This is a genomic window from Nocardia sp. NPDC003726, assembly GCF_053586955.1.
In genome coordinates this window covers 78,513-103,877 of sequence record NZ_JBSFNF010000019.1, presented here as the reverse complement: position 1 = coordinate 103,877, position 25,365 = coordinate 78,513, and the positions used below count along the sequence as shown (strand labels likewise).

Annotated in this window: 22 protein-coding genes; 9 read left to right on the top strand and 13 right to left on the bottom strand. The window is 71.1% G+C overall.

Features of this window, described 5'->3' with window-relative positions:
- The first annotated feature begins 8 nt into the window (after nucleotides 1-8).
- On the top strand, nucleotides 9-1,187 hold the full coding sequence (locus ACWDMM_RS23775; RefSeq protein ID WP_449939619.1) for an alanine racemase: 1,179 nt from the start codon (nucleotides 9-11) through the stop codon (nucleotides 1,185-1,187).
- Here ACWDMM_RS23775 and ACWDMM_RS23770 read toward each other — a convergent pair.
- Nucleotides 1,157-4,519: an AAA domain-containing protein gene (locus tag ACWDMM_RS23770; RefSeq protein WP_449939616.1), complete on the bottom strand. Its 3,363-nt coding sequence runs from the start codon at nucleotides 4,517-4,519 to the stop codon at nucleotides 1,157-1,159. The genes ACWDMM_RS23775 and ACWDMM_RS23770 overlap by 31 nt on opposite strands.
- 116 nt (nucleotides 4,520-4,635) lie before the next feature.
- Nucleotides 4,636-6,426 (bottom strand): DEAD/DEAH box helicase, encoded by a 1,791-nt coding sequence (locus tag ACWDMM_RS23765; RefSeq protein WP_195082078.1) that lies wholly within the window; start codon nucleotides 6,424-6,426, stop codon nucleotides 4,636-4,638.
- Nucleotides 6,427-6,488: 62 nt separating this feature from the next.
- Here ACWDMM_RS23765 and ACWDMM_RS23760 point away from each other — a divergent pair, with 62 nt between their 5' ends.
- The gene (locus ACWDMM_RS23760; RefSeq protein WP_195082077.1) at nucleotides 6,489-7,343 is read left to right on the top strand and encodes a carbon-nitrogen hydrolase family protein; all 855 of its coding nucleotides are present in this window, start codon (nucleotides 6,489-6,491) and stop codon (nucleotides 7,341-7,343) included.
- Nucleotides 7,344-7,355: 12 nt separating this feature from the next.
- Nucleotides 7,356-7,979 carry a phosphoribosyltransferase gene (locus ACWDMM_RS23755; RefSeq protein ID WP_195082076.1) on the top strand — a complete coding sequence of 208 codons (624 nt, stop codon included), beginning with the start codon at nucleotides 7,356-7,358 and terminating at the stop codon, nucleotides 7,977-7,979.
- On the opposite strand, the gene ACWDMM_RS23750 is transcribed toward ACWDMM_RS23755, so the two are convergent.
- The 5 genes from ACWDMM_RS23750 to ACWDMM_RS23730 all read right to left on the bottom strand — a co-directional run bounded on the left by ACWDMM_RS23750 (nucleotide 7,980) and on the right by ACWDMM_RS23730 (nucleotide 11,929).
- Nucleotides 7,980-8,504, bottom strand: a complete 525-nt coding sequence (locus ACWDMM_RS23750) for a gamma carbonic anhydrase family protein (protein ID WP_195082075.1) — start codon at nucleotides 8,502-8,504, stop codon at nucleotides 7,980-7,982.
- A gap of 136 nt (nucleotides 8,505-8,640) precedes the next feature.
- Nucleotides 8,641-9,462, bottom strand: coding sequence for an ESX secretion-associated protein EspG (locus ACWDMM_RS23745; protein ID WP_323124379.1), 822 nt, complete (start codon nucleotides 9,460-9,462; stop codon nucleotides 8,641-8,643).
- Nucleotides 9,444-10,757, bottom strand: coding sequence for a WXG100 family type VII secretion target (locus ACWDMM_RS23740; protein WP_195082074.1), 1,314 nt, complete (start codon nucleotides 10,755-10,757; stop codon nucleotides 9,444-9,446). Before ACWDMM_RS23740 ends, ACWDMM_RS23745 begins: the two co-directional genes overlap by 19 nt.
- Nucleotides 10,750-11,184 (bottom strand): hypothetical protein, encoded by a 435-nt coding sequence (locus ACWDMM_RS23735; RefSeq protein ID WP_323124380.1) that lies wholly within the window; start codon nucleotides 11,182-11,184, stop codon nucleotides 10,750-10,752. The genes ACWDMM_RS23740 and ACWDMM_RS23735 overlap by 8 nt, the downstream gene beginning before the upstream one ends.
- 34 nt (nucleotides 11,185-11,218) lie before the next feature.
- Entirely contained in the window at nucleotides 11,219-11,929 is a 711-nt protein-coding gene (locus ACWDMM_RS23730; RefSeq protein ID WP_195082073.1) for an alpha/beta hydrolase, read from the bottom strand.
- Between the two features lie 30 nt (nucleotides 11,930-11,959).
- On the opposite strand from ACWDMM_RS23730, the gene ACWDMM_RS23725 reads away from it, so the two are divergent.
- Nucleotides 11,960-12,949 carry an SMP-30/gluconolactonase/LRE family protein gene (locus ACWDMM_RS23725; RefSeq protein ID WP_195082072.1) on the top strand — a complete coding sequence of 330 codons (990 nt, stop codon included), beginning with the start codon at nucleotides 11,960-11,962 and terminating at the stop codon, nucleotides 12,947-12,949.
- A gap of 267 nt (nucleotides 12,950-13,216) precedes the next feature.
- On the opposite strand, the gene ACWDMM_RS23720 is transcribed toward ACWDMM_RS23725, so the two are convergent.
- The gene (locus ACWDMM_RS23720) at nucleotides 13,217-14,188 is read right to left on the bottom strand and encodes a helix-turn-helix transcriptional regulator (RefSeq protein ID WP_195082071.1); all 972 of its coding nucleotides are present in this window, start codon (nucleotides 14,186-14,188) and stop codon (nucleotides 13,217-13,219) included.
- A gap of 98 nt (nucleotides 14,189-14,286) precedes the next feature.
- On the opposite strand from ACWDMM_RS23720, the gene ACWDMM_RS23715 reads away from it, so the two are divergent.
- Nucleotides 14,287-15,426, top strand: a complete 1,140-nt coding sequence (locus tag ACWDMM_RS23715) for an epoxide hydrolase family protein (RefSeq protein WP_195082070.1) — start codon at nucleotides 14,287-14,289, stop codon at nucleotides 15,424-15,426.
- A 7-nt stretch (nucleotides 15,427-15,433) separates the two neighbouring features.
- Here the strand turns inward: ACWDMM_RS23715 and ACWDMM_RS23710 are convergent, their stop codons facing one another.
- The gene (locus ACWDMM_RS23710) at nucleotides 15,434-16,144 is read right to left on the bottom strand and encodes a hypothetical protein (RefSeq protein WP_195082069.1); all 711 of its coding nucleotides are present in this window, start codon (nucleotides 16,142-16,144) and stop codon (nucleotides 15,434-15,436) included.
- Nucleotides 16,145-16,348: 204 nt separating this feature from the next.
- Between ACWDMM_RS23710 and ACWDMM_RS23705 the strand changes: the two genes are divergently transcribed.
- Entirely contained in the window at nucleotides 16,349-17,521 is a 1,173-nt protein-coding gene (locus ACWDMM_RS23705) for an acyl-CoA dehydrogenase family protein (RefSeq protein WP_195082068.1), read from the top strand.
- Nucleotides 17,522-17,530: 9 nt separating this feature from the next.
- A complete protein-coding gene (locus tag ACWDMM_RS23700) occupies nucleotides 17,531-18,655 on the top strand; it encodes an acyl-CoA dehydrogenase family protein (RefSeq protein ID WP_449939606.1) in 1,125 nt (374 codons plus the stop codon).
- A gap of 39 nt (nucleotides 18,656-18,694) precedes the next feature.
- Here ACWDMM_RS23700 and ACWDMM_RS23695 read toward each other — a convergent pair whose 3' ends face one another.
- Nucleotides 18,695-19,123: a hypothetical protein gene (locus tag ACWDMM_RS23695; protein ID WP_195082066.1), complete on the bottom strand. Its 429-nt coding sequence runs from the start codon at nucleotides 19,121-19,123 to the stop codon at nucleotides 18,695-18,697.
- Between the two features lie 349 nt (nucleotides 19,124-19,472).
- Here ACWDMM_RS23695 and ACWDMM_RS23690 point away from each other — a divergent pair, with 349 nt between their 5' ends.
- Nucleotides 19,473-19,697 carry a hypothetical protein gene (locus tag ACWDMM_RS23690; protein WP_195082158.1) on the top strand — a complete coding sequence of 75 codons (225 nt, stop codon included), beginning with the start codon at nucleotides 19,473-19,475 and terminating at the stop codon, nucleotides 19,695-19,697.
- A gap of 90 nt (nucleotides 19,698-19,787) precedes the next feature.
- On the top strand, nucleotides 19,788-20,618 hold the full coding sequence (locus tag ACWDMM_RS23685) for a GNAT family N-acetyltransferase (RefSeq protein WP_195082065.1): 831 nt from the start codon (nucleotides 19,788-19,790) through the stop codon (nucleotides 20,616-20,618).
- Between the two features lie 24 nt (nucleotides 20,619-20,642).
- Here the strand turns inward: ACWDMM_RS23685 and ACWDMM_RS23680 are convergent, their stop codons facing one another.
- The 3 genes from ACWDMM_RS23680 to ACWDMM_RS23670 all read right to left on the bottom strand — a co-directional run bounded on the left by ACWDMM_RS23680 (nucleotide 20,643) and on the right by ACWDMM_RS23670 (nucleotide 25,309).
- Nucleotides 20,643-22,229, bottom strand: coding sequence for a serine/threonine-protein kinase (locus ACWDMM_RS23680; protein WP_449939602.1), 1,587 nt, complete (start codon nucleotides 22,227-22,229; stop codon nucleotides 20,643-20,645).
- A 3-nt stretch (nucleotides 22,230-22,232) separates the two neighbouring features.
- Entirely contained in the window at nucleotides 22,233-24,041 is a 1,809-nt protein-coding gene (locus ACWDMM_RS23675; RefSeq protein WP_195082063.1) for a serine/threonine-protein kinase, read from the bottom strand.
- Nucleotides 24,042-24,166: 125 nt separating this feature from the next.
- Nucleotides 24,167-25,309: a protein kinase domain-containing protein gene (locus tag ACWDMM_RS23670; RefSeq protein ID WP_449939588.1), complete on the bottom strand. Its 1,143-nt coding sequence runs from the start codon at nucleotides 25,307-25,309 to the stop codon at nucleotides 24,167-24,169.
- Nucleotides 25,310-25,365 lie beyond the last annotated feature (56 nt).

The following is a 25,365-nucleotide window of genomic DNA, read 5'->3' as shown; positions in this document are numbered from 1 at the left end:
TTGTCCTGGTGACCGAGACGTCGCCGATCGCGGGGCTGCACGCGGCCACCGCCGAACTCGACCCGCCGCTGGCCGCCATCGACCTGTCCACCCTGCGCGCGAACGCCGCCGACCTGGTGCGGCGAGCCGGTGGCACGCCGGTGCGGGTGGCCGGCAAATCCGTGCGCTGCCGCGCCGTGCTCGCCGAAGTCCTCGGCGCCGATCTCACCGCGGCGGGCGGCTTCGCGGGCATCATGTCCTACTCGCTGCGCGAGGCGCTGTGGCTCGTGCGCCACGGCGCGCGCGATGTGCTGCTCGGCTATCCGAGCGTGGATCGCGCCGCGCTGGCCGAACTGGCGGCCGACGACACCGCGCTGCGCTCGATCACGCTGATGATCGACGACACCGCGCAACTCGACCTGATCCGCGCCGCCGTCGGCTCCGACCTGGTGCGGCCACGGGTCTGCCTCGACGTGGACGCCTCCCTGCGGATCGGTCCGCTGCATCTGGGTGTGCGACGTTCTCCGGTTCGCACGCCGCGACAGGCGGCCGAGCTCGCGGGCGAGGCGCGGCGGCGTGGCTTCGACGTGGTCGGCGTGATGACCTATGAGGCGCAGATCGCGGGGCTGCCGGACGCGAACGTCGCGGTGCGCTTGGTGAAGCGGGCCTCCGCGGCGGAGATCCGCAAGCGCCGGGCCGAGGTCTTGGACGCGGTCCGGTCTGTGGTCGGCGCGCTCGAGATCGTCAACAGCGGCGGCAGCGGATCCATCGAGGTCAGCGTCGCCGATCCGGACGTCACCGAGGTGACCGCCGGATCCGGGCTGTACGTGCCGACGCTGTTCGACGACTACCGGTCGTTCGAGCCGAGACCGTCGCTGTATTTCGCCCTGCCCGTGCTGCGCAGGCCCGCGTCCGGCATCGCCACCGTCTTCGCGGGCGGCTACATCGCCTCCGGTCCGGCCGGGCGGTCGCGAGTGCCGAAACCGGTGTGGCCGCGCGGATTGAAACTGCTCGGCACCGAGGGGGCGGGCGAAGTGCAGACGCCGCTGTCGGGCGCAGCGGAACTGCGGATCGGGGACCGGGTGTGGTTCCGGCACGCGAAAGCCGGTGAATTGTGCGAGCGGTTCGACACCGTGCACTTGGTCGAGGAGGACGGCTCCCGCGTCGGCGTGCCGACCTATCGGGGCGAGGGCGTCTGCTTCGGCTGACCCGCGCCGGTCAGCCGCAGGAACGCGCCCAGATCGGCGAGTTCGTCGGGGTTCGCGGGCAGATATTCGGTGAGCAGCGGTGAGCGGATGACGATCGCCTTCCACATGGCGCGGCACAGCGCGTGGATCAGGCCGCGCGACAGCAGCGACGGCATGCCGTAGGGGGCGTCGGCGGGGGAAGAGGTGGTCATGGACAGCAGCACCACCGCCGCCTCCCGGCCGCGGAAGCGATCCGGCGTGCCCACCAGGACGTCCTCGATCTTGGCGCGGGCCAGCAGCGTCCGGATGCGTGCTACCTGAGCGGCGTACGGAGCGACCACGAAGATGTCGTGGGGGTGCATCCGGCGTGTGGTCGCGCCGCTGGTCCACGACCTGCCGAGCAGCGCGCGGACGCGGCGCACCACTTCGCGCGCCTCCGCCGGTGACTCGGTGGCGTTGCCGTAGTGGTCCACCAGGACGGTCTCCACGCCGGGGTCCTCGCCGTGCAGTTGCCGGGCCAGGGTGACGGTTTCGTTGGCGCGCAGGCGGCCGTCGTAGTACAGGCGGGAGACCGGTTCGCACACCGCCGGGTGCATCCGCCAAGTGCGGTCAAGGAAGTAGCCGCGCTCGGTGGGTAACGTCTGGCGTCCGTCGGCCAGCCAGCCCAGCACCGATTCGCCGACCGGGGCCGGATGGGCGCCGCGCGCGGCCGACGCCACGGGATCGCCGAGCAGCAGCAGATTGCGCGCGCACCCGGCGACGGACACGGTCTCGGCCAGCGGGAAGCGGCCCGCGTCGGCGATCACGAGCAGGTCGAGGCCGGCGCGGGGCACCGACTCCTCGTTCGCGAAATCGGCCGGTTCGCCGCCGAGCACGCAGCCGCTGATCGCGTTGTCCAGGAAACGCCGAGAGCGGGCGGGGTCGATCACCACCCACTCCGGCGCGACGGACGCCGCGTCCTTCTTGGCGACCAGCTCCGGCAGTACGCCCGCCCGCACCACCGCGTCGAGCAGGTTCTCCACGGCGGCGGGCGTTTGCGCGACGATGCCGATCCGCCACTTGTTCCGAGTGATCAGCCGCTCCAGCACCCTGGCCACGGTCGCCGTCTTCCCGGTGCCCGACGGACCCTGCACCGCGACGTAGGAATGGTCGAGAGCGCACAGCGCGGCGGTGATCGCAGCGGCGTAGTCGCCGTGCACCTCGGGCAACCTGGCGTCACCCCGCAGCCGGGGCCTGCGGCGCGCGAGGACGTCGAACACGGCCGTGCGCGGAGTGTCGGGCAAGGTCATCAGCAATTCCTGGGCAGCGAGTTCGATCGCCAGTTCGGCGTTCTCGTCCCAGGCCGGGAGACCGGGGGCGATCGCGGACGGCAGTTCGTCGTAGGGTTCGCAACCCTCGGGCAGCGATTCCTCCAGGCGGACCGCGTCGTCGAATTCGGTGTCCACCGAGCAGCCGAGCACCGTCGCCGTCGCGGTGGCCCGCCGCCCCGCGTCGGTGACCATGCCGTCCGGCATCGGCTGTTCGTAGAAGGTGTAGACAGCGGTGCCGGGGGTGAGCGCGCTCGGGCCAGGGGCGCCGCTGGGACCGGTGCCGATCCGTCCGGTCAGGGTGAGATAGCGCCGCATCGCCGGGCGGTCGGGGCGGCGATGCCATTTGGTGTCGACGGTGCCCCAGTCGGCGACCAGCACGCCCGGCGCGTCCGCCCATTCCTCCACCGGGTGAGTGAGCCGGTCGGCGTGCGCCCACCACAGCGGCTGCCGCTCGCGGCGGTGATAGCCGAGCGTCGCGGCCATCAGCGCGGCGGGATGCAGCGGATCACCTTGCGCGGCGGCGTATTCCGCGAGCGCGGCCTCCAGCGAGGACGGCCGCGACGCCGGTGGCGAAGGGTCGCCGGTGGCGCGCCGTGCGGCCGGTGTCCCGGTCCGGGTGGCGACTGGTTGTTCGGCCGCGCGATCGAGCAACCAGTCGCGCAACCGCAGCACCGTCCGGCAATCATGTTCGTCGGCCGCGCCGGGTCCCGGCAGCAGGCGGCGCAGCCCGTCGAGCCGGTAGGAGGACTCCCCGACGAGCAACGCGCCGCGGACGATCGGATACAGATCGACCAGCACGCCCTCGCGCAGTAGCTCGTCCACCAGTTCCTCGTTGACGCCGTGCCGCCCGGTGCAGCGCAGCAACGCCGTCCGCACCGCCGAGGAGTAGTGGTAGACGTGCAGATCGGGGTCGATCCGGCGGCGTTGGGTCAGGTAATCCAGCACCTGCTCGAGCACGCGGCGTTCGGCGGTCGCGGCACGGCCGGGTTCACTCGAACCGATCGGGCCGCGCAGCGAGAGACGCACGGCGTCGGGGCCGCCGACCTCGACGACGAGCGGGGTGCGCCCGCCGCCCGCGATGGTGAGCGACAGATCGCCGGGGGAGGGCGCGGGCAGCGCCGCGAGCACGGTCGCGTCGAGCACCGCGTAGGTCGGCTCGCCCGAAACTTCGCGCCGCAGCTGGATTGCCGCCTGGTGGCGCAGCGCGGAGACAGTGCGCGGCGGCACGCCGGGAACCGTGATCTCGGTGGTGGCCAGCCGATCGATGGTGTTCACTCCCGCCTCGCGCAGCCGGGCGCGGGCGGCGGGCCGCATGCCGGCCACCAGCAGCAGGTCACGCGCGGCGAAGAGGGCGTCGGCGCAGGTGCGGCAGCGGCCGCAGGCCAGGTAGCGGGGATCGCCCCACTGCACGGGCAGCAGTTCGCCCAGCTTCTCGTCCACGATGCGGTCCACCCGGTCCCTGCGCGCCCGGTACAGCGGGAGCAGTTCGCTCAGCGCCCGGGCGCTGCTCTGCGCGCCGAGATGCAGCCGGACCAGCGGCGCGGTGAGCGCGCCCGAGTGGTCCAGCGCCTCGGCGCAGGCGGCGAGTTCCAGCGCGGCGGCCACCCGGTCGGCGGTCGTGGGCGCGATGCCGTGCACGGTGTAGCGGACCCGATGTTCGGCCCGCACCAGAAAGTCGGCGGAGCAATGGAATCGGCCGTCGAAGAAGGTCGCGCCGTGCACCACGTGTGCGCCGGAGCGCAAGGCGGCGACCGTGTCGGCGTGCGCGGCGGTCAGTGCCGCGACGCGGCGGCTCGGATCGCCCGGTGCGTCCGGCGGCCGGTCGATCTCGACCACCGCGCCGCCGAACCGCGCGCGGTAGTCGTCGAGCAGGCGCCGCCGGACGTCATCGGTTCCGGAGGCGGGCTCGTATCCGGATGCGGTGCCACCGGGGCCGGCCGGGATGGTGCCGAGTTCGGTGTCGAGGGCGCGCAGCAGGGCGAACTCGCAGTGCGCCGCGCGGACGAGATCGACGGCGGTGCAGACGACACGATCACCGAACACGAACAAACGCGGCCCTCCTGTGTCTTCGCGGGACACCCGCTGCCGGCGTGCGCCGAATTACACACGGACCGCAACACTGTAGCTAGCGCGCCTGACCTCGGCCTACCCTGCCCGGCTCAGGAACGCGGCTTACGGCGCTCGGGCCGCTTGCCGCCCTCGCGCTCGCGACGCTGGCCGCGGCTGAACGCGCGATGCTGCGGCGCACCCTGATCCAGTTGCAGCTGGATGAGCACACCACTGATCCGCGTGCGCCGCAACGCTTCCAGCGTTTCCTCCGGCAGTTGCGCGGGCAGTTCCACCAGGCTGTGGTCGGGGCGGATGCTGATGTGCCCGAAGTCGCTGCGGCGCAGGCCGCCTTCGTTGGCGATGGCGCCGACGATCGCGCCGGGCACCACGCGATGCCGTTTGCCGACGCTGATGCGATAGGTCGCCAGCTCGGTCCCGGTGGCGCGGTGGTGCGTGCCACCCTGCCGCTCCTCGTCGAAACGCCGGACGGGCCGCTCGCGCGGCGTGCGGTCGCGCTGCGGGCGCTCCACCGGCTCCGGCTCGGGCTCCATGAAGAAGTTGTCGCCGTCGTAGGAGCCCACCGCCAGCGCCGCGGCGATGTCGGCCAGCGGAATGTTGTGCTCGCGCTCGTAATCCTCGATCAGCTTGCGGAACAGCGGCAGGTTCGACGAGGTGAGGTTCTCGGTGATGGCGTCGCCGAACTTGCTGACGCGCTGGGCGTTGACGTCCTCCACGCTGGGCAGCTGCATCTCGGTGAGCGGGTGCCGGGTGGCCCGCTCGATCGACTTGAGCAGATGCCGCTCGCGCGGTGCGACGAACAGCAGCGCCTCGCCGCTGCGCCCGGCCCGTCCGGTGCGGCCGATGCGGTGCACATAGGACTCGGTGTCGTGCGGGATGTCGTAGTTGACCACGTGCGAGATGCGGTCGACGTCCAGCCCGCGCGCGGCCACGTCGGTGGCGACCAGGATGTCCAGCGCGCCGGACTTGAGCTGTCCGATGGTGCGCTCGCGCTGGTTCTGCGCGATGTCGCCGTTGATCGCCGCGGCGGAGAACCCTCTGGCGCGCAGCTTCTCGGCGAGTTCCTCGGTGGCCTGCTTGGTGCGGACGAAGATGATCATCGCCTCGAACGACTCGACCTCGAGCACCCTGGTGAGCGCGTCCAGCTTGCGCTGGTGCGATACCAGCACCCAGCGCTGGGTGATGTTGGTGGCCGTCGAAGTCTTCGCCTTGACCGTGATCTCCACCGGATCGTGCAGGTACTGCTTGGAGATCTTGCGGATCGCGGCGGGCATGGTCGCGGAGAACAGCGCCACCTGCTTGTCCGACGGAGTGTCGGCGAGGATGCGCTCGACGTCCTCCTGGAAGCCCATCTTCAGCATCTCGTCGGCCTCGTCGAGCACCAGATACTGCAGCTGCGACAGGTCGAGCGTGCCCTTCTCCAGGTGATCGATCACCCGGCCCGGCGTGCCGACCACCACGTGCGCGCCGCGGCGCAAGCCCGACAGCTGCACGCCGTAGCTCTGCCCACCGTAGATGGGCAGTACGTGCAGGCCGGGAATGTGCGCGGCGTAGCGGCCGAACGCCTCGGCGACCTGGATCGCGAGCTCACGGGTCGGCGCGAGCACGAGGGCGCGCGGGGTGCGACCGGTGGCTTCGAGCCCCATCAGGATCGGGATGGCGAAGGCCGCCGTCTTGCCGGTACCGGTCTGCGCGAGACCGACGACGTCGGCGCCGGAGAGCAGCGGAGGAATCGTCGCGGCCTGGATAGGCGACGGCGATTCGTAACCGACGTCGGCGATGGCCGCGAGGATGCGGTCATCGATCCCCAGATCGGCGAAAGACGGGCCGTCGGTGTCCCTGTCGTTGTCGCCAGAAACGCTGTCGACCTGATTGGTGCTCATTGACCAGGAGTTTACTGCCTCGTACTGGTCGTCCCGGCCACCGCCCCAATACGGTGAGACCTATGCAACTGGACAACTCGCCCGCGCATCGCGATGTGACGCCGGATCAGCTGGACGTTGCGGTCGTCCAGTTCGCCCCGTCGACCGACCCCGCGCGCAACCTCGCCATGGTCCGCGACCATGTGCGAACGGCCGGTGAGCGGGGCGCGCGCGTGGTCGTCGCACCGGAGTACTCGATGTTCGCCGTGACCCGGCTCGACGAGCGGGTCGTCGCCGTCGCCGAGCCGCTGACCGGCCCGTTCGTCACCGGCCTCGGCGCGATCGCCCGCGAGTTCGGCGTGTTCCTGGTCGCCGGAACCGTGGAACAGATCGCGCCCGGCGGCGACCGCATCCGCAACACCTTGGTCGTGCTCGGCCCCGACGGCTCGCTCGTCACCCGGTACCGCAAGGTCCACCTCTACGACGCCTTCGGCCACCTCGAATCGGACGTGGTCGAGCCGGGCGTGCTCGAGGCGCCCGCCACCTTCACCGTCGGCGATGTGACATTCGGCATGCAGACCTGTTTCGATCTGCGCTTCCCGGAAGGCGTGCGCCGGGTCGCCGCCGCGGGCGCGCAGGTGCTGCTGCTGCCCGCCCAGTGGATCCCCGGACCGGGCAAGGTCGACCAGTGGACCACGCTGGTGCGGGCGCGGGCGATCGAGAACACGATCTACGTCGCGGCCGCCGACCAAGCCGCTCCCCGGGGCGCGGGCGCGTCGATGATCGTGGATCCCGCCGGTGCGGTGCTCACCGAACTCGGCGACGAGCCGGGCGTGCTGACCGCGGGCATCGACCTGGCGTATCTGAGCAAGGTGCGCACCACCAACCCCAGTCTCGCGTTGCGCCGATTCGCGATCACCGAGCGCACACCGGAGTAGCGTTCGGAATCGATGGTCTACTCCGATCGGACCTCGGCGGGGCACGCGCTGGGTGCGCATCTGGAACACCTACGCGCGGCGGACCCGCTGGTGCTCGGACTGCCCCGCGGTGGAGTCCCGGTGGCCGCCGCTGTCCGCGACGTGATCGGCGGTGACCTCGACATCCTGCTGGTCCGCAAGCTGGGCGTGCCGTGGCAGCCCGAGCTGGCCCTGGGGGCCATCGGCGAGGACGGTGTCCGGGTGCTGAATCAGGACGTGCTGGCGCACACCGGGATAACGCCGAAGAAGGTGGACTCGATCGAGGCGCGGGAGCGCGCCGAACTGGAGCGGCGCAGGCAGGTGCTGCGCGGCGCGGCGCGGCCGATCCCGCTGACGGAGCGCACGGTGGTGATCGTCGACGACGGCATGGCGACCGGCGCCACGGTGGTGGCGGCCTGCCGGGTCGCGCGCTTGCACCGGCCCGCGCGCGTCGTGGCCGCCGTCCCCGTTTCCTCGACGGAGGCGATGCGCCGGGTCGCCGACGAGGCCGACGAGGCGGTCTGCCCGTGGGTGCCACGCTCGCTCGGCGGCGTCGGCGGCGCCTACCGCGATTTCCACCAGCTCGAGGACGCGGAGGTCACCGCGCTGCTGTGCTGATCAGATCTCGCTGATGCCCTTGCGGTGGCGTTGCGCGAGTTCGGCGTAGAAGCCCGGGTTGAGCTGGACCCACATCTGCGCCTGGGTGCCTTCGATCGGCCGCTTCACCTCGGCGGGGGATCCGGCGGCGAGCACGCCGTCGGGGATCTCCGCGCCGGGCGGCACCAGCGAGTGCGCGGCGATCATGCTGCCCGCCCCGATCTTCGCCAGGTCCAGCACCGTGGTCCCGTTGCCCACGATGGCCTCGGCGCCGACGGCCGCGCCGTGGAACACCACGCTGTGCGCGATCGTCGCGCCGGGGCCGATCTCCATCGGCACGTCCGGCGGCACGTGCAGCACCGCGTTGTCCTGGATGTTGGCGCGTTCCCGGATGACGATCGGCGCCAAGTCCGCGCGCAACACCGCGCCGTACCAGATCGAGGCGCCCGCCTCGACCCGGACATCGCCGATCAGGGTCGCCGTCGGCGCGACGAACGCCGTCGGATCGACCTGCGGCCGTTTGCCTTCGAATTCGTAGAGTGGCACTCGTACACCGTAAATGGTTCGCTCGCCCCGACCTGGAGCGGTATGCGGCGCGGCTCGGCGGCGAATCCGATGTCGGCCGAGGTGACGCTGCCCCGTACGTCGTCGCCGGCCGACTCGCATCGGGCCTGCGAATGGTTCAGTGCGCGGCGTACGCCGTAGAGGTGCGCGCGGCCGCTGCCACCAGCGGTCGGAGCTGGGCGGCGAGACGTTCCGCGGTGACCGCGACGACGTCGACGTCCGTTCCGGTGCGCACCGCGTACCGGCCGTCGGCGACTACGTCGATCCAGCACAGCACGCCGAACGGGCGCAGCTCGCCCGCGCCGCGGCGGGCGGAGACGACCATCTGGCCGATGCCTTCGCGCGGCTGCCGCAGCAGCCTGCGGATCCGGGACGGAGTGGATGGACCGGCGACCGGAACGGTGACCAGGTTGCGGCTGTCCTCGCCGACCTGGGACAGGGGAGCGGTCAGGCGCGGGAGCGTGCCGGGGGCGTTCTCCGGGAGCATCGAGACGATCCGCGGGCACAAGGTCTTCGAGCTGCCCGCGAACAACCGCACGTCGCCGCCGCGATCGGGTGTCGCGCCGGAGCGCTGCGCGGCGACCACCGCGACGTTCCCGGCGGCGGCGCCGAGGATACGGATCGGCCGGGGTTGCGGCCCGCTGCCCGTCGCAGGCGATCCGCCTTTGTCCCGCGGCGCCGGGTCGGGCGCGTCACGCTGACCGAACACCTCGACCCGCAGGTCCGGTTGGGCGAGGATGCGCAGCGCGGCTTCCAGATCGGCGTCGAGCACCTGATCACACCAGCGATCGAGCGCGGGAAGCTGGGCGGTGCGTTCCGCGGTGTCGCGTGCCGACAGGCGCACGGCGAGTGGATAGGGAATGCGATCCCCGTCGGTGCGTGACCAGGCCAGCGCGAACTGGTCCGGGGTCAGCGTCCAGTTCACTCGTACTCGGTCCATTCGCCGAGCACGGGCGGCGTGGTCGGATCGAGCGACCCGATCAGTTCACCGCCGTCGTCGGAGGGCTCGAGGAAGGTGGGGAGATCGTCGAGGTCGAACTCGTCGTCCTCGTCGTCGATCGGCGCCAACCGTGCGCTCGCGGCGTTCGCGGCCACGCTCGAACCCGAGCGCGGGGTGTCGGCGGCGGCCACCGCACCGCCCATCAGGCCGCCCACCGCTCCGGCGCCGAGACCGGTGACCGCCGCGTCGGAGCCGTCGTCGTTCTTGCGCCGCTCGTCGCGCTTGCGCTGTTCCTCGGGCGGAACCTGGCCGCCGACTCCGGGCACGGCGGGCACCGTCACGGGCTCGCTCGTCACCGAGGCGGGCGCGGTGGCCGGACCCGGAGCGCCGGCAGCGGGCGCGGTGGGGAGAACGGAGGCAGCCGCGACCGTCGGGAGCGCCGCCGTCGCGGCGGATACGAGTCTTGGTGCATTCGGAGCCGGTGCGACGTCCGCGACCGTGGCGGCGGTGGTGGTCGGCGCGGCAGCGGCGGCGGGGGACGTGGCGGGTGCCTCGGAGCTGGGCGTCGGATCGGCAGGCGTCGCGAGGACGCCGTGCTCCACCGCGTGGATCGGCTTGGGCGCGTATGTCCCGGACGAAGTGGACGGGGCTTCCGAGGCGACCGGGATGGTTCCGGCGATCTTGCTTGTCGGTGTGGCGGTGGGCGCCGGGGCGGCCGGTTGGTCCGATTCGTCGGGGAAGGCGGGCACATCGGTGCCGGTCCGCGCGAAGACTCCCGCGTAGATGTCGTTCATCGCGCGCACGACGTCCTGGCGGGCGTGCTCGCTCGCCTTCTGCCCCTCGACATTGCTGGTCGCCCGGGACGGATCCAGCAGCGCCGCTCCCAGATCCGGTGCGCCGGTGGGCGGTTCGTTCACCGCGGCGCGCAGCGCCTCCGCCGCGTCGCTCGCCTGCCCGAGGCGCTGGGAGACGACCGCGAACACGTCGGCCAGATCTTGTCCGCCCTGCTCGAACACGCGCACCACCGCGTCCGCGCTCTTGGCCGCCGAGCCGCGCCAGCCGTCGGCGATGGCCGCGCGAATCTCGGCGTGCGCCTGGAAGACGGCGTCGGCGAGGTTCGCCGCCGCGTCGCTCCATGCTTGCCGTCCGCCCGCGAGCACGGCCGGGTTCAGCAACTGGACCTTCGCGTGGATCTCGTCGTGGGTGAGGTTGTCGAACACTTCGACGTTCGGGGCGTACGCGGGGTCGGTGCGCCGGTGGGTGGCCCGCTCGCCCGCGCGCGGCATCTCACGCATGCGCGGCTCCCGTCGCGTCGATCCGTTCGACCGCCCGCGCGAGCGCCTCGTCGGCCTGCCGGTAGACGGCGGCCGCGGCGCGGAAAGTCTGGGCGAGCTCTCGTGCGGCGGCGGCGTAGTCGCGCAGCCGGGCGATCGCGCCGTCGGCCTTGCGCTCGAAACCGGCGCGCAGCGCGTCACCGGAGGCGAACCCACCGAAGCCGGGCAGTGCGGTGGCGGCACTGAGGACGCTGATCTGCTCCTCGACCCGATCGGCGAGCAACTCGTACTGGCGCGCGCACCGTTCGTGCGCGCCGTCGGCGACCAGCAGGCTGTCGATCCAGAGCGATCCGTCGTCGACCGCACGGTTCAGCGCGGCGATGTCGACGCCGGGGGCGGTGACCTCCGCGGGCGGCTCTCCGCCGTACCCGTTCTCCTGCGATGGCATCTGCGCCGTCCCCCTTCCTCGTCCGAAGTGCGGTTCACGGGTGTCGTGCCAACCCCACGACGACACCCTGCATCCAATCCGCGATGTCGGCAGTGACCCGCGCGTGCACCGGCTCGTGCAGCAGGTCGTGCCCGGCGTCGATGTACTCACGTAAATGTACCGATTCGTGGCGGCTAGTCCAGACCCTGATCGCATCGATCGGCGCGCGCCGATCGTCGACGCCGTGCACGGCGAGTACCGGAAGACCCTGCGGCAGCGGCGTTCCCGGCGCGCCCGGCGCACCGCCGCCAAGCGCGCGTTTCGGAACGCCCGAAAGCACCAGTCCCGCCAACGTTTCCGGGGGCAGGGCGGGACGCAGCGGATAGTTCCGTTCCAGCGCCGCCGGACTCGTCGCGCCTGCCTGCTGCGGCACCGCTGCCCCGAGCATGCCCAGCGCGGTCACCGCGCCGAGCGAGTGGCCCATCAGGATCAGGGGCCGGTCGCCGCGTGCTAGTTCGACCAGCCGCGTCGCGTCCGCCACCAGTTCGGCCAGCGTGCCGGGCTTCTCCGGATCGCCCTCGCTCAACCCGTGCCCGGCGGTGTCGAGGGCCCACACCTCACCGGCGGGGTGCAGGGCGCGCGCGAAGCGGTGGTAGTGGCCGCTGTGCTGGCCGATACCGGGCAACAGGACCACGGTGTAGCGGGGGTGTTCGATCGGCCACCGCCGATAGTGCATCCGGCCGCGGGCGCCGTCGAAAAATGGCATCCACCGATAGTGCCAAAGATCGTGACGCGCATGGGACCGCGCGATTCCGCGCCGGAAACGGCTAAGATCCGCGACGACTCCTACCGACCCGAGCCCGAGGTGCCCGCGTTGCGAACTCTCCGCCGTCGAGGCGTCTTCCTCTCGTCCGCCGCCGCGCTCGCCCTCACCGGGGTGTTCGCGCCGAGCGCGGGCGCCGCGCCGCCGATCGCCGCTTGCGACCCCGCCGGCGCGGTCACGGCCGTCGCGGCACAGACGCCGGTGCTCGACTGGGCGGAGAACCTGGGCTACGACGCGCAGGGCAACCTGTGGGTCTCGCGGCTCTACCGCAACGAGGTGCAGCGCTACGACGCCGCGGGCGCGCTCACCGCGACCGTTCCGGTGGAATTCCCCGGCGCGGTCCGGCTCGGCCCCGACGGACTGCTGTATGTCGTCTACGGCGACGCGCCGGTCAGCGTCATCCGTCCCGGCGGCGTGGTCCGGTTCGATCCGGCGGCGGCCGTGCCGCAGCCGGAGGTCTTCGTCTCCGGCCTCACCATGCCCAACGGCGCGGCGTTCGACCCGAACGGCAACCTGTACGTCGCGGGCCTTTCCGGTGTGGTGAAGGTCCGTCCCGACGCATCCGTCGACACCGCGTGGAGCGCGCCGTCGGCCGGACTGGCCGCCAACGGCGCGGTCGTGCACGACGGCGTGCTCTACGTGACCGCCAACGGCGGCCCGCTCGGCCGTGTCATCCGCATCCCGCTCGACGCGCCCGCGTCCCGCAGCACCGTCGCCGACCTGTCCGCGCGGCTGGCGGGCCTGCCGGATTTCGCCGACGACCTCTTGGCCGATCCGAGCGGCATCCTCTACGTCACCACCCTCACCGGCCAATTGGTCCGCGTCGATCCCGCCACCGGCGCCACCTGCACCGTGCTCAACGGCCAGCCGCTCACCGCGGTGGCCGACGTCCCCGGCCGTCCCGGAGAAGTGATCGCCAGTACGGAATCCGGGGCTCTGCTTCGAATCAATCTTTCCCGCTGAGTCCGAGCCGCGGGCCGGGCTAGAACTTCGCGCGGGCAGTATTCGCTGCGGTCGTCCGACTGCTCCGCGTGCTGTCGCTACTCCAGGCGCCATGAACGGCCCGGCAGCGAATCGGGCGAACGGTGGCCCAGCGCCGGGGGTGTGCCGCACGAGTAGGTTCAGGCGCTGCCGCGCGATCCTCAGCGCGCTGACACGTTTTCTCCGGTTCAAGAAACACGGCCCGGCGCGTATAACCAGTGCCGTCACCGGGGTAGCGGCGCGTCGAGGTCATCGGGGTGCGTTGCGGGTTGCCCGCTCGGCGCGACCGGCGATGGTGCGCAGGTGGGCGATGAGTTCCGGGGGCTCGTGGACTTCGAAGTCCGCTTCCAGCGCGAGGAGCCGGTGGGCCAGCCATTCCGGCGCGTCGTCGCGCAGGGCATCGATCCGGCAGGTGTCGGCGTCGATCGCGACGACATCGCCGGGGTCATCGCCCAGCCGTCCCGTCACCTGGTCGGCGGAAGCGTGGATGGTCACGCGGAGCCGGAAGGACGGTGTGCCCCAGTCGGCGCGGCGGCCCGCGACGTAGGCGGCGGCATCGGCGGCGGGCAGTGGGCGCGGGGTGAAGCGGGCGGCGGTGGGCTGCGGACGGTCGATCCGGTCGACGCGGTAGACGCGCCAGGCGGCCCGGTCGAGGTCGTAGCCGACCAGATACCAGCGCCGCCGCGCAGGCACGAGGCCGATCGGCTCGGTGTTGCGCTTGGTCTCGGCGCCCGCCTCGTCGCGGTAGGCGAAACGCACTCGCTCCCGGTTGGTCACGGCCGCCGCGAGCGTGGCGAGCACGTCGGGATCGGCGGCCGGTCCGCCGGCGGCGGGCGGGGTCAGCGCGGCGGCGAGAACCCGCACTCTGCGCCGCAGCTTCGCGGGCAGCACCTGCTCGACTTTGGCCAGCGCACGCACCGACGCCTCCTCGATCCCCGCCACAGCGGACCCGGCGGCGGCTCGCAACCCGACCGCTATGGCGACGGCCTCGTCGTCCTCGACCAGTAGCGGCGGCATCGCCGTGCCCGCCGCAAGACGGTAACCGCCCGTCGCGCCGAGCGTGGCCGTCACCGGATAGCCGAGTTCGCGCAGCCGATCGATGTCGCGGCGCACCGTGCGGTCGGTGACGCCGAGTCGTTCGGCCAATTCGCTGCCCGGCCATTCCCGGGGTGTCTGGAGTAGCGACAGCAGGCGCAGCAGTCGGGCGGGAGCGTCGTTCACGACTTCAGAGGATGCCGTAAATCTAGGACTTGTTCGGTCCTAGTTGTTTCCTAACGTCGTCGCCGTACCGCAGCACCGACCGCCGAGGAGGCATACCGATGACCACCGCCATCCGCCCGTTCCGCATCGAGGTCCCGCAAACCGACCTGGACGACCTGCACGAGCGGCTCGCCCGCACGCGCTGGGCCGCCCAACTGCCCGGCGCCGGTTGGGATCGCGGCGTGCCGGTCGACTATCTGCGCGAGCTGGCCGATTACTGGCGCACCGGGTTCGACTGGCGGGCACGTGAGGCGGCGCTCAACGAGTTCCCGCAGTTCAAGACGCGCATCGACGGGCTCGACGTGCACTTCCTGCATGTGCGCTCGCCGGAGCCGGACGCGATGCCGCTGATCCTCACCCACGGCTGGCCGAACACCTTCGCCGAATTCGCGCAGACCATCGGCCCGCTGGCCGATCCCCGCGCGCACGGACTGGATCCCGCTCAGGCGTTCCACGTCGTGGTGCCCTCGGTGCCGGGTTTCGGCTTCTCCGATGGGCCGCGCGAGCTCGGCATGACACCGGCGAAAGTGGCCGCGATGTGGCTGACGCTGCTGGATCGGCTCGGCTACCGGCGCTTCGGCGCGCAGGGCGGCGATCTCGGCGCCTACGTCACGCCCGAACTCGCCGTCGCCGCGCCGGACCGGGTGATCGGCGTGCACCTCGACGGCGGGATCGGAATGCCCACCGAGGCGGACGTGCCCACCATGACGCCGGACGAGCGCGCCGAGTGGGATCTCATGCAGCGATGGATGACCGGTGGGGTGAACCACCACGTCCTGCTGCACGCCGCACCGCAGACCTTCGCCCATGCGTGGACCGACTCCCCGGTGGGTCTGCTCGCCTGGCTGATGCAGAAGTTCACCGAGTTCGCCCCGCTCGCCGACCGGGTGGAGGACGTGATCGATCGCGACCAGTTGCTGACCAACGTCAGCCTGTACTGGTTCACCGGCACCGCGGCCTCGTCGTCATGGCCGATGTACAACGGCCTCGGTGACGGCGGATTCACCTGGCCGAAGGGACAGAAAGCGGTGCCGACCGGCACCTACGGCGGCGGCTCCGCGCTGATGCGGCGGCTCGCCGAACGGGACAACACGATCGTGCACTGGCCGGAGGGCAACACCGGCAACCACTTCATCGCGATGGAACACCCGGACGCGCACGTCGCCGACATCCGCGCGTTCTTCGCCGCCGTCCGGTAGGCAGCGCCTACGGCGTCGGGGTGGGCTCGCCGCCGGAGCCGCTCGGCGCGGGCTGGGCCGGGGCGGGAGCCGGGGCCGAAGGCGGCGGAGCCGGGTTGTCCGGGACCGTGAACAGACCCACGGTGGGAGTCATCACGCAGTGGGCGAACGGGTAGTCGATGATGCCCCACATCGAGGCGAGCACCGTGCCGGGCCCGCTTCTGACCGTCTTGGACAGCGTCGGCATGCGGTACTCGGTCAGGTCGTCGAGCGGGTCGATGCCGCTGGCGCCGGTGTTCACGTTCACCCAGGCGACGACGAGCCCGGAGGCAAGGGGTGCGCCGGAGTGCGAGGGGGTGGCGCTGAACCGCAGCTCGCCGGGGGCGACGTTCAGGTCGCGGCCGTTGCCCGTCCCTTCGGTCGTCGCGGCGGCGATGATCGTGGTGATCGGCCCGTTGCTGCCGCAGCCGAAAGTGGGCGCGGCGTAGGAGAACGGGGTGAACACGCTGGACACCTCGCGCAGGTGCGCGGCGCCGATCAGGCCCGCGTAGCGGGTGAGCGCGGCGACGCCATCCTGGGCGGACGGGTCGGCGCCCGCGATCTCGGTGAGATGGGCCAAGCCGATGTCCACCGGGTCCCGGGGCTGCTCGGCGGTGGCGGGCGCGCAGAAGGTGAGGACCGCGCCGATGCCGAGGGATGCCGCGGCGGCCGCGGCGCGTGCGATGGTCCTGCCGTTCACTCGTTCTCCTCGATACCGAACCCTGTGGGCACCCGGCCCACCTGCAGCAACGTACCAGCTCGCCGCGGTCGCCGTCCCGGGGAGCGGCGCGGAAGACGCCGCCGCGGGCGACGCTGATGTCCCTTCCTTGTGATCCACTCGACAATGGAGGACTACCGGGGGGTAGGTTTGACTCGGACGTACGAGACACGCAGGGAGATGCGTATGAAACTATCCTTGTCCCCCGACGACGTCGCCTTCCGCGACGAACTGCGCAAGTTCTATCGGACCGAGATCCCGGCCGACATCCGTGAGCGCGTCCGGGACGGCCGTGAGCTGTCCCGCGACGACATCGTCACCGCGCACAAGATCCTCAACGACCACGGCCTCGCGGTGCCCAACTGGCCCGTGGAGTGGGGCGGCAAGGATTGGACGCCGATGCAGCGCCACATCTGGCAGGACGAGATGCAGCTGGCCTCGGTGCCGGAGCCGCTGACGTTCAACGCGCAGATGGTCGGCCCGGTGATCGCCCACTTCGGCTCGCAGGAGCTGAAGGAGCGTTTCCTGCCGCCCACCGCAGCGCTGGACATCTGGTGGTGCCAGGGCTTCTCCGAGCCGGACGCGGGTTCGGATCTGGCGTCGCTGCGCACCACGGCGGTCCGCGACGGTGATTCCTACATCGTCAACGGCCAGAAGATCTGGACCACGCTGGCCCAGTACGCCGACTGGATCTTCTGCCTGGTGCGCACCGACCCGAGCGCGGCGAAGAAGCAGGCGGGTATCTCCTTCCTGCTGTTCGACGTGAAGTCGCCCGGCGTCACCATCCGCCCGATCAAGCTGATCGACGGCGGGTACGAGGTGAACGAGGTCTTCTTCGAGAACGTGCGGGTCCCCGCAGACCAGCTCGTCGGCCAGGAGAACATGGGCTGGACCTACGCGAAGTTCCTGCTCGGCAACGAGCGCACCGGCATCACCGGTGTCGGTCGCACCAAGGTCAAGCTCGGCGTCGCGAAGCAGTACGCGGCGAAGACCAAGTCGGGCAACGGCACCCTGCTGGAGGACCCGATCTTCGCGGCGCGGATCGCCGAACTGGAGAACGAGCTGCTGGCGCTGGAGCTCACCCAGCTGCGGGTGGTCTCCAATTCCACCGACGGCAAGCCGAATCCGGCCTCTTCGGTGCTGAAGCTGCGCGGTTCGGAACTCCAGCAGGCCGCCACCGAGCTGCTGCTGGACATCGCCGGGCCGGACGCCATCCCGGTGGGCGCCGACGACATCGCCTCGCCCGGCTGGGCGCAGCGCAGCGGCCCGTCCTACCTGAATTACCGCAAGACAACCATCTACGGAGGCTCCAGCGAGGTGCAGCGCACCATCATCGCCTCCACGATCCTCGGATTGTGAGGCGCCACCATGGATTTCGATCTCACCGATGAACAGGTCATGCTCCGCGACACGGTCCGTGACCTGCTCGCCCGCAACTACGACGCCGAATCACGGCTGAAGGTGGTCGACTCCGAACTGGGCTGGAGCCGTGACGTGTGGCGCCAGCTCGCCGAACTGGGCGTGCTCGGCCTGAGCTTCGCCGAGGAGGACGGTGGCGTCGGCGCAGGTCCCGTGGAGACCATGGTCGTGCTCGAGGAAGTGGGCCGCAGGCTCGCGCCGGAGCCGATCCTGGACGCGGTGCTGGTCCCCGGTGGCCTGGTCGCCGCGGCGGGCAGCGCCGAACAGCGGCAGCGGATCCTGCCCGAGGTGGCCTCGGGCGCGAAGCTGCTCGCCTTCGCCCATGCCGAGCCCGGGGTGCGCTGGCCAGCGGCCGAGTTGGCGACCACCGCGACGGCGCAGGGCGGTTCGTACACGCTGACCGGTGTGAAGAACCCAGTCGCGCACGGCGACAGCGCCGACGAGCTGGTGGTCAGCGCCGCGCTGCCCGAGGGCGGGGTCGGCCTGTTCCTGGTCGCGCCGGACGCCGCGGGTGTGGTCCGCAAGTCCTACCGCACGGTGGACGGCCAGCGCGGCGCGCAGCTGGAGCTGACCGACGCGCCCGCCGAGCGGCTCGGCGAAGCGGACGCGACCGGGGCGATCGAGTCGGTGCTCACCCACGCGCAGGCGAGCCTGTGCGCGGAGTCGGTCGGCGCGATGGAGGAAGCGTTGCGGCTGACCACCGACTACCTCAAGCAGCGCAAGCAGTTCGGCGTCACGCTGTCGAAGTTCCAGACGCTCACCCAGCGCGCGGCCAACATGTACGTCTCGCTGGAGCTGGCGCGCAGCATGAGCCTGTACGCCACGGCGTCGCTGGCCGACGGGGCCGACGATCCGGTGATCGCGTCGCGCGCACGGCTGCAGGTCGGCCGCGCGGCCAGGCACATCGGGCAGGAGGCGATCCAGATGCACGGCGGCATCGGCGTCACCGCGGAGTACCCGGTGAGCCATTACGTGGCCCGGCTGACCGCGATCGAACGCACCCTCGGCAGCGGGCTCGAGCACCTGCGGGTGCTCAGCTCGCGGGTCGGCGAATACGAGCTGCCCGAACTGTGAGAAGTGGCGCGGTGGTGCGTGCCTGCGCACCACCGCGTCTCACTGGTCGTCCCCCGGCCCGCTCCGCAGTTGCGTGGGCGCCTCGTCCGTCGAGTCGCTGCTCGGCGCTCGCGCCGCGGTCGGCCTCGGCTCATCCGGCGGCGACGGCTGTGTGGTGTCCTCATGCGGATTCCCCGGGGACGGCTCGGCGGTGGTGCTGCTCATGAACCCCGCGAACGGGGTCGGGCGCCGCTGGTCGGCCGGTGCGATCCGCCAGGTGGGCGACGGCGGGATGACGACCTTGGGGGTGGTCGAGCCGGTGGTGTCCTCGTGGACAACGGGTTCGGCGTACTCGCCCGCCTTGAGCGGTGGGGGCGGCACGTAGGTGTCCTGTCGACCGACGCCGCAGGCGCCGATCAGGACGAGTCCGATGGAAACCGCTCCCGCGGCGATCGCCGGACCGGCGATCTTGGCCCTGCTGCTCTCCAACGGTGACGCTCCTCGTGTGTATCGAGTGGACTCACCTTACTCGAGGCCGGTCGGTCGGGCGAGGCGAGTGGGTCGCTGGGGATACGCCGGACGGCGTATTTAAAACAGTTCTGATTCAGATATCGAATTGGTCTCTTCGGCGTGTCGTGGGCACGTGTCGCTATCTTCCGGCGTCCCGGAGTCGTAGCGTGTGTGAGCAAAGTTACGCGTGAGACGCCGGTTCAAGGATGAGAGACACGTTGTGTGAGAACGTGATAGTGGTTCTCTGACCGGCGTCATCGAGGAGTAGATGATGGGAGCTTACTCGACAGCGTCGCGGCGTGGTTCGTCCCGCGCCGCAGAAGATGGCGTGTCGGCAACGGCACAGCATCTCGCGTCGAACCAGCAGGGCCGTTCGCTGTCCACGATCGTGTCGCGGACGCTCGCCTGGCTGATCTTCATCGGCGGACTCGTCGGGGCGGTGCTCGGCATCGCGGGCCTGCACGTCGAAATCACGGTCGCCGGACTCATTCTCGCCTGCACCGCGGGACTGGTTCTGCTCAAACTCCGCGAGGGTGGCGGCGAAGCGGACTGACCGGAAACCGGCCGGTCGCCTGCCGACCGGCTCGGCGTCGAGCGTGAGAAATCAAGGCGCGCAACAGTTCAGGCGCCTACCGTGATCTGTATGAGGATCGAGATCACCACCGACGCCGCCGAGTTCCGCTCGGTCGCGGGGGCGTTCCTGCTCCGCGATCCGCTGCGGCACACCGTGCTCACCACGAGCGTCGCCAACCATGTCACGGGCCTGGATGCCCCGGCCGAGGCATCGCGTTTTCTCTCCGTCCACGGCGAGGACGCCGCGGTGATCGGCGCGGCCATGCGCGTGGCGGGCCGCGACGTGTATCTCGGCGCGCTACCGCCGGACGGGATTCCCGCGGTGGCGCGCGCGCTGGCCGAGGTGGTGCCCGAGAACTCGGGCGTCGAGGGCGTGGTCGCGGACGCCGCCGCTTTCGCCGAGCAGTGGCAGGGTCTGCTCGGGAAGGGCTTTCGCGAGTCCTACCGCGCTCGGCTGCACCGGCTCGGCGCGCTGCGCCTCCCGGACGTGGCCGGAGCGCCGCGCCGCGCCCAAGCCTCCGACGTCGCGCTGTGCGTGGACTGGATGGCGGCCATGGAGCAGGAGTCGGGCGCGGGGCCCCGGCTGGACGAGGCCGCGATCCGGCGCCGGGTGGAGGCCGGCCGCTGGTGGTTGTGGGAACGCGAGGGAGAGCCGGTCAGCCTTGCCGCGCATCAGATCCCGATCCAGGGTTGGTCGCGGATCGGGCCGGTGTACACCCCGCCGGACGCGCGCGGGCACGGTTACGCCTCCGCGGTGACCGCGCACGTCGCGCAGCTGCTGCGAACCGAGAACCTGGACGTGTGCCTGTTCGCCGACCCCGCCAACGCCACGGCCAACCGGATCTACCGAGCGATCGGTTTCCACCCGACCCACGAGTTCGCCCACTACGTGTTCGAATAACCGGCGCCGCTCCCCAGGGGGAACTCAATTCAGCGGCGCGGATTTCCACCAATCCATGAACTCGGCTTCGGTGGCGATGAATCCGGCGCTGTACATCAGCATCGCCGCCCGGCTCGGGTCTGCGGGGAAGGCGGTGACCATTCGCGGGCGCAGGTTCCGGCTGTCGTGCAGGGTGTAGTTGGTGTAACTGCGTCCGCTGTCGTTGGCGGCGGTCGCGCGATCGTTGGCCGGTAAGGCGGCGAGTACAGCCTGCGTGTCGTCGGGGGAGCCGTACAGGTAGAAGTCGAAGGACGCCTTGTTCGGCCCGCCGAAGCAGCTCCACATCATTACCCAAGGGCCGAAATCGGGATCGTCGTGGTCGCGCGTCGTCGCGTCGTCCGGCCCGTGGGCGAAACAACCGGCCTTGTTGTATCCGGTGCCGGAATGCACCAGGCGCTCGGGGGAGGTCTCCGGCAGCATGCCGGGGAACGCGGCGCTCAGCTCCGCCGCGCGTGCGCCGATCGTGGCCCGGTCCGTGGTGGCCGCGCCGCTCGTCGTCGGGCGCTTGGTGGTCGGCGGCGTGGTGGCGTCGGTGCGCTGCGCTGGCACCGTGGTTGCCGGTGCGGCGGAACCGGACGGGGTGTCGCGGAACGAGGCCGCGACGAGCACACCCACCACGCCGAGCGCCATCAGCAGACCGATCCCGGCGCCGATCGAGGCTCTCCGCCGGGGACGCCGTGCCTTACCCGGCGCGAGGACCAGGGGATCCGCGTGGATCGCGGGCGTGGGCCACGGGGCGGCGGGTGCGGCCAGCGCCTGCCATGCGGCGGCCGCGAACTCGGCGCACGAGTCGAACCGATCGGCCGGACGCTTGGCCATCGCCTTGGCCAGCACGCCGTCCAGCGCGTGCGGCAAGCCGGGCCGCAGCCTGCTGACCTCGGGCGGCGGCGCGTTCAGATGCCCCTGGATCACCGCGACCGGATTGGTGGCGTCGAACGGCACCGTGCCGGTCAGCAGCCGGAACAGCGTGCAGGCCAGCGAATACTGGTCGGCGCGGTGATCCAGTGGTGCGCCGGACAGCTGCTCCGGCGCGGCGTAGGCCAGGGTGGCGGTGAAGGTGCCGGTCTGGGTGAGCCGTCCGGTGTCGTCCCGGAACCGGGCTATGCCGAAGTCGGACAGGAACACCCGCTCCTGATCCCCTTCGACGCGCTCGAGCAGGATGTTAGCCGGTTTCACGTCGCGGTGCAGCACCCCTCGGCCGTGCGCGAAGTCCAGCGCCTCGGCCGTCTCGGCGATGATCCGCACCGCTCGCTGCGGCGGCAGCGCCCATGCCTCCAGCGCGGCGGCGTCGGTGCCGTCGATGTAGCGCATGCAGATCCACGGCTGGTCACCCTCGACGCCGCGGTCGAACACCGTGACGATGTTCGGGTGATCCAGTCGCGCGACGAGGTCGGCCTCCCGCTCGAAACGGACGCGGGACTCGGTGTCGTCGAACAGGTCCGGGTTCAACAGCTTCATCGCGGTCAACCGGGGCAGCCGCGGATGCCGGGCCAGGTACACCGATCCCATTCCGCCGCGGCCGAGCAGGCGCTCGATGGTGTATCCCGCGAAGACCTCGCCGGTATTCGGCATCGGTCAGTTCAGCGGAGCCGAGCGCCACCAGCGCAGCAGCTCGTCGACGGTGGTGTGGGAGAAGCCGTCGGTGTACATCAGGTACTGGGTCCGATCGGGGTCGCCGGTGAACGCGGTGACCATCTTGGCGCCGTCGTCGACGTACTTGTAGTTGGTGTAGGACTTTCCGCCGTTGGTGTCGGTGGATTTGGCGGCCGACGAGGGCAGGCCCTTCAACACCGCCTGGACGTCGGCCGGGGTCTTGTAGACGTAGATGCGGTAGTACGGATCCTCGTTGTTGCCGCCCTTGAAGCAGCGCCACTGCGCGGCCCAGTCGCCGAAGTCCGGTTCGCCCTTCGACGGTGACGGCGGCGAACTCGGCGAGGCCAGCCAGCACTCGGCGCCGTTGTATCCCACCTCCTCGGTCTTGGAGGCGGGCACCATGCGCGGGAACTCCGCGCTGACCGACTCGGGGGTCGCGTCCACCAGATTCGGCTTCACCGCCGAAGTGGTCGTCGTGCCCGCGTTGTTCGAGCCCGAATCGGAGACGGCGCCGATGATGCCGAGCACCACCACGATCAGCACGACCACACCCACCACCAAACCGATGATCAGGCCGGTGTTCTTCTTGGGCGGCGGCGCGGCCGAGGGATGGACGTGCGCGCCGTGCGGCGGGGCGAAGGTGGAGAAGCCGGTCTGCTGCTGGGGAAACGGGTTGGCGGCCGTCGGCTGCGGCGCGGGACCGGTGTGCGGGCGCGAGTTCACCACCGGCGCGGGCGGCGGAGTCGCCGGCGACGCCGAGGCGAGCGCGTTCGGTCCGCTGGTCTGCGGCGTGTGCACCTGGTGGCCGGGGCCGCTGACGTAATGGCCTTGCGCAGCCGGATATGGGGAACCCGTGGTCGGAATATGCGGCCCGGTCGCCGGGCGCGGCCCCGCCGTCGGGTGCTGCGGGCCGGTCGCCGGGCGGGGACCGCCCACCACCGGCATCGACGGCACGCTGGAACCGGTCAGCGCCTGTGCGGCGGCCGCGGCGAATTCCGCGCAACTGCCGTACCTGTCGTCGGGGCGCTTGGCCATCGCCTTGGCCAGCACGCCGTCCAGCGCGAAGGGCAGGCCCGGCCGGACGCTGCTCAGCGCGGGCGGCGTGCCCTGCAGATGGCCCTGGATGACCGCGGCGGGGTTCGTCGCGGAGAACGGGCCGGTGCCGGTGAACAGCCAGAACAGCGAGCAGGCCAGCGAATACTGGTCGGAACGGTGATCGAGCGACGCGCCGGTGAGCTGTTCGGGCGAGGCGTAGGCCAGCGTCGCGGTGAAAGTGCCGGTCTGGGTGAGATGACCGGTGTCGTCGCGCAGCCGCGCGATGCCGAAGTCGGTGAGATACACCCGTTCACCGCGACCGGCGGTGGAGCGGGCCAGCAAGATGTTCGCGGGTTTCACGTCGCGGTGCAGCACCCCGTTGCCGTGCGCGTAGTCCAGCGCGTCGGCGGTCTCCTTGATGATCTGTACCGCGCGCTGCGGCGGCAGCGACTTCGGTTCCACCGAGGCGGCGTCGATACCGTCGACGTACTGCATCGAGATCCACAGCTGCTCGTCCTCGAGCCCGCGGTCGTAGACCGTGACGATGTTCGGGTGATCGAGCTGGGCGACCAGATCCGCCTCCCGTTCGAACCGCGCCCGCACCTCCTTGTCGAAGAACATCTCCCGATTCAGCAGCTTCAGCGCGGTCATCCGCGGCAGCCGCGGATGTTTCGCCAGATAGACCGAGCCCATGCCACCGCGGCCGAGTTGCCGCTCGATGACATAGCCGGCGAAAACGTCACCGCTGGCCAGCATGACTGCTCCACTTCCCGCCGCCCGCCGGGACCCACCGGCGAACAGGCGTACAGCAAAAGAACGCGTGGCCGGAGATGGGCCCGACCACGGAAAACATCGAAACCATAGCAGTAGTCGCGCCTTGCCTATCGCTCGTCGAGCGTGGTGGCGCGCGGGCGATCGACGCGGGCCGCGCCGTCCGGCGGAGGCCGTGGGTCCGGAGGTTGCTGGTGCGGTCGCACCGCCGAGCCCGGGCGCATGGGAAGGTTGGGCAATTCGATCAGGCCGGGATGCGCCGGGCGGCGCGGCGGCAGAAAACTCGGGCGCGGTGTGGACGGCCGAGAGGTTCCCTGCGGGATCGGCCGGTGCTGCGGCGCGGCCGGGGCCGTGCGGTACGCAGGCGCGGTCGGGTATCCGTCGGAGTGGATGCCGTGCGGCGCGGTCCGAGGCGCAGCATGTTCGGCGAGGGCGTGTTTCGCCGCGGTGGCGAATTCGGCGCAACTGGCGAATCGGTCCTCGGGCCGCTTGGCCATGGCTCGAGCCAGCACCGGATCCAGCGCGGGCGGCAGGCCGGGACGTGCACGGCTGAGCATCGGGATCGGCGCGTACAGATGGCTGTTCACCACCGCCGCCGGGTTGGCTCCCGGATACGGCGGCGCCCCGGTGAGCATCCAGAACAGCGTGCACGCCAGCGAGTACTGGTCGGCGCGGTCGTCCAGCGGCCTGCCGATCAATTGCTCCGGGGCGCCGAAGGCGAGTGTCGCGGTGATCGTGCCGGACGAGCCGATCGTGCTCTCCGCGCCCCGGATGCCCGCGATCCCGAAATCGGTGAGCAGCACCCGTTCCGGTTGCCCGATCGGCGCCTTGGCCAGCAGGATGTTGGCCGGTTTCACGTCGCGGTGCAGCACCTGGTTCGCGTGCGCGAAGTCCAGCGCCGCCGCGGTGTCGGCCACGATCTGCACCGCGCGCCACGGAGCGAGCACATCGACGTCGGCGCAGGAGGCGTCCGCGCCCGGCACGTACTGCATCGAGATCCACAACTGCTGGTCCTCGGCGCCGCGATCGAACACCGTGACGATGTTCGGGTGATCGAGGCGCGCCACCAGATCGGCCTCGCGTTCGAAGCGGCGGCGGATGTCGGTGTCGGCGTAGAGTTCGCGTTTGAGCAGCTTCAGTGCCGTCAGGCGGGGCAGCCGAGGATGCCGGGCCAGGTACACCGTGCCCATACCGCCATGGCCGAGGACGCGTTTGACGACGTAGCCCGCGAAGATCTCGCCGGTCTGCAACACCGTTACACCCCCTTGTCGAGTCGAGCGCGCGGACACTATCCATGTATCTCGATGAG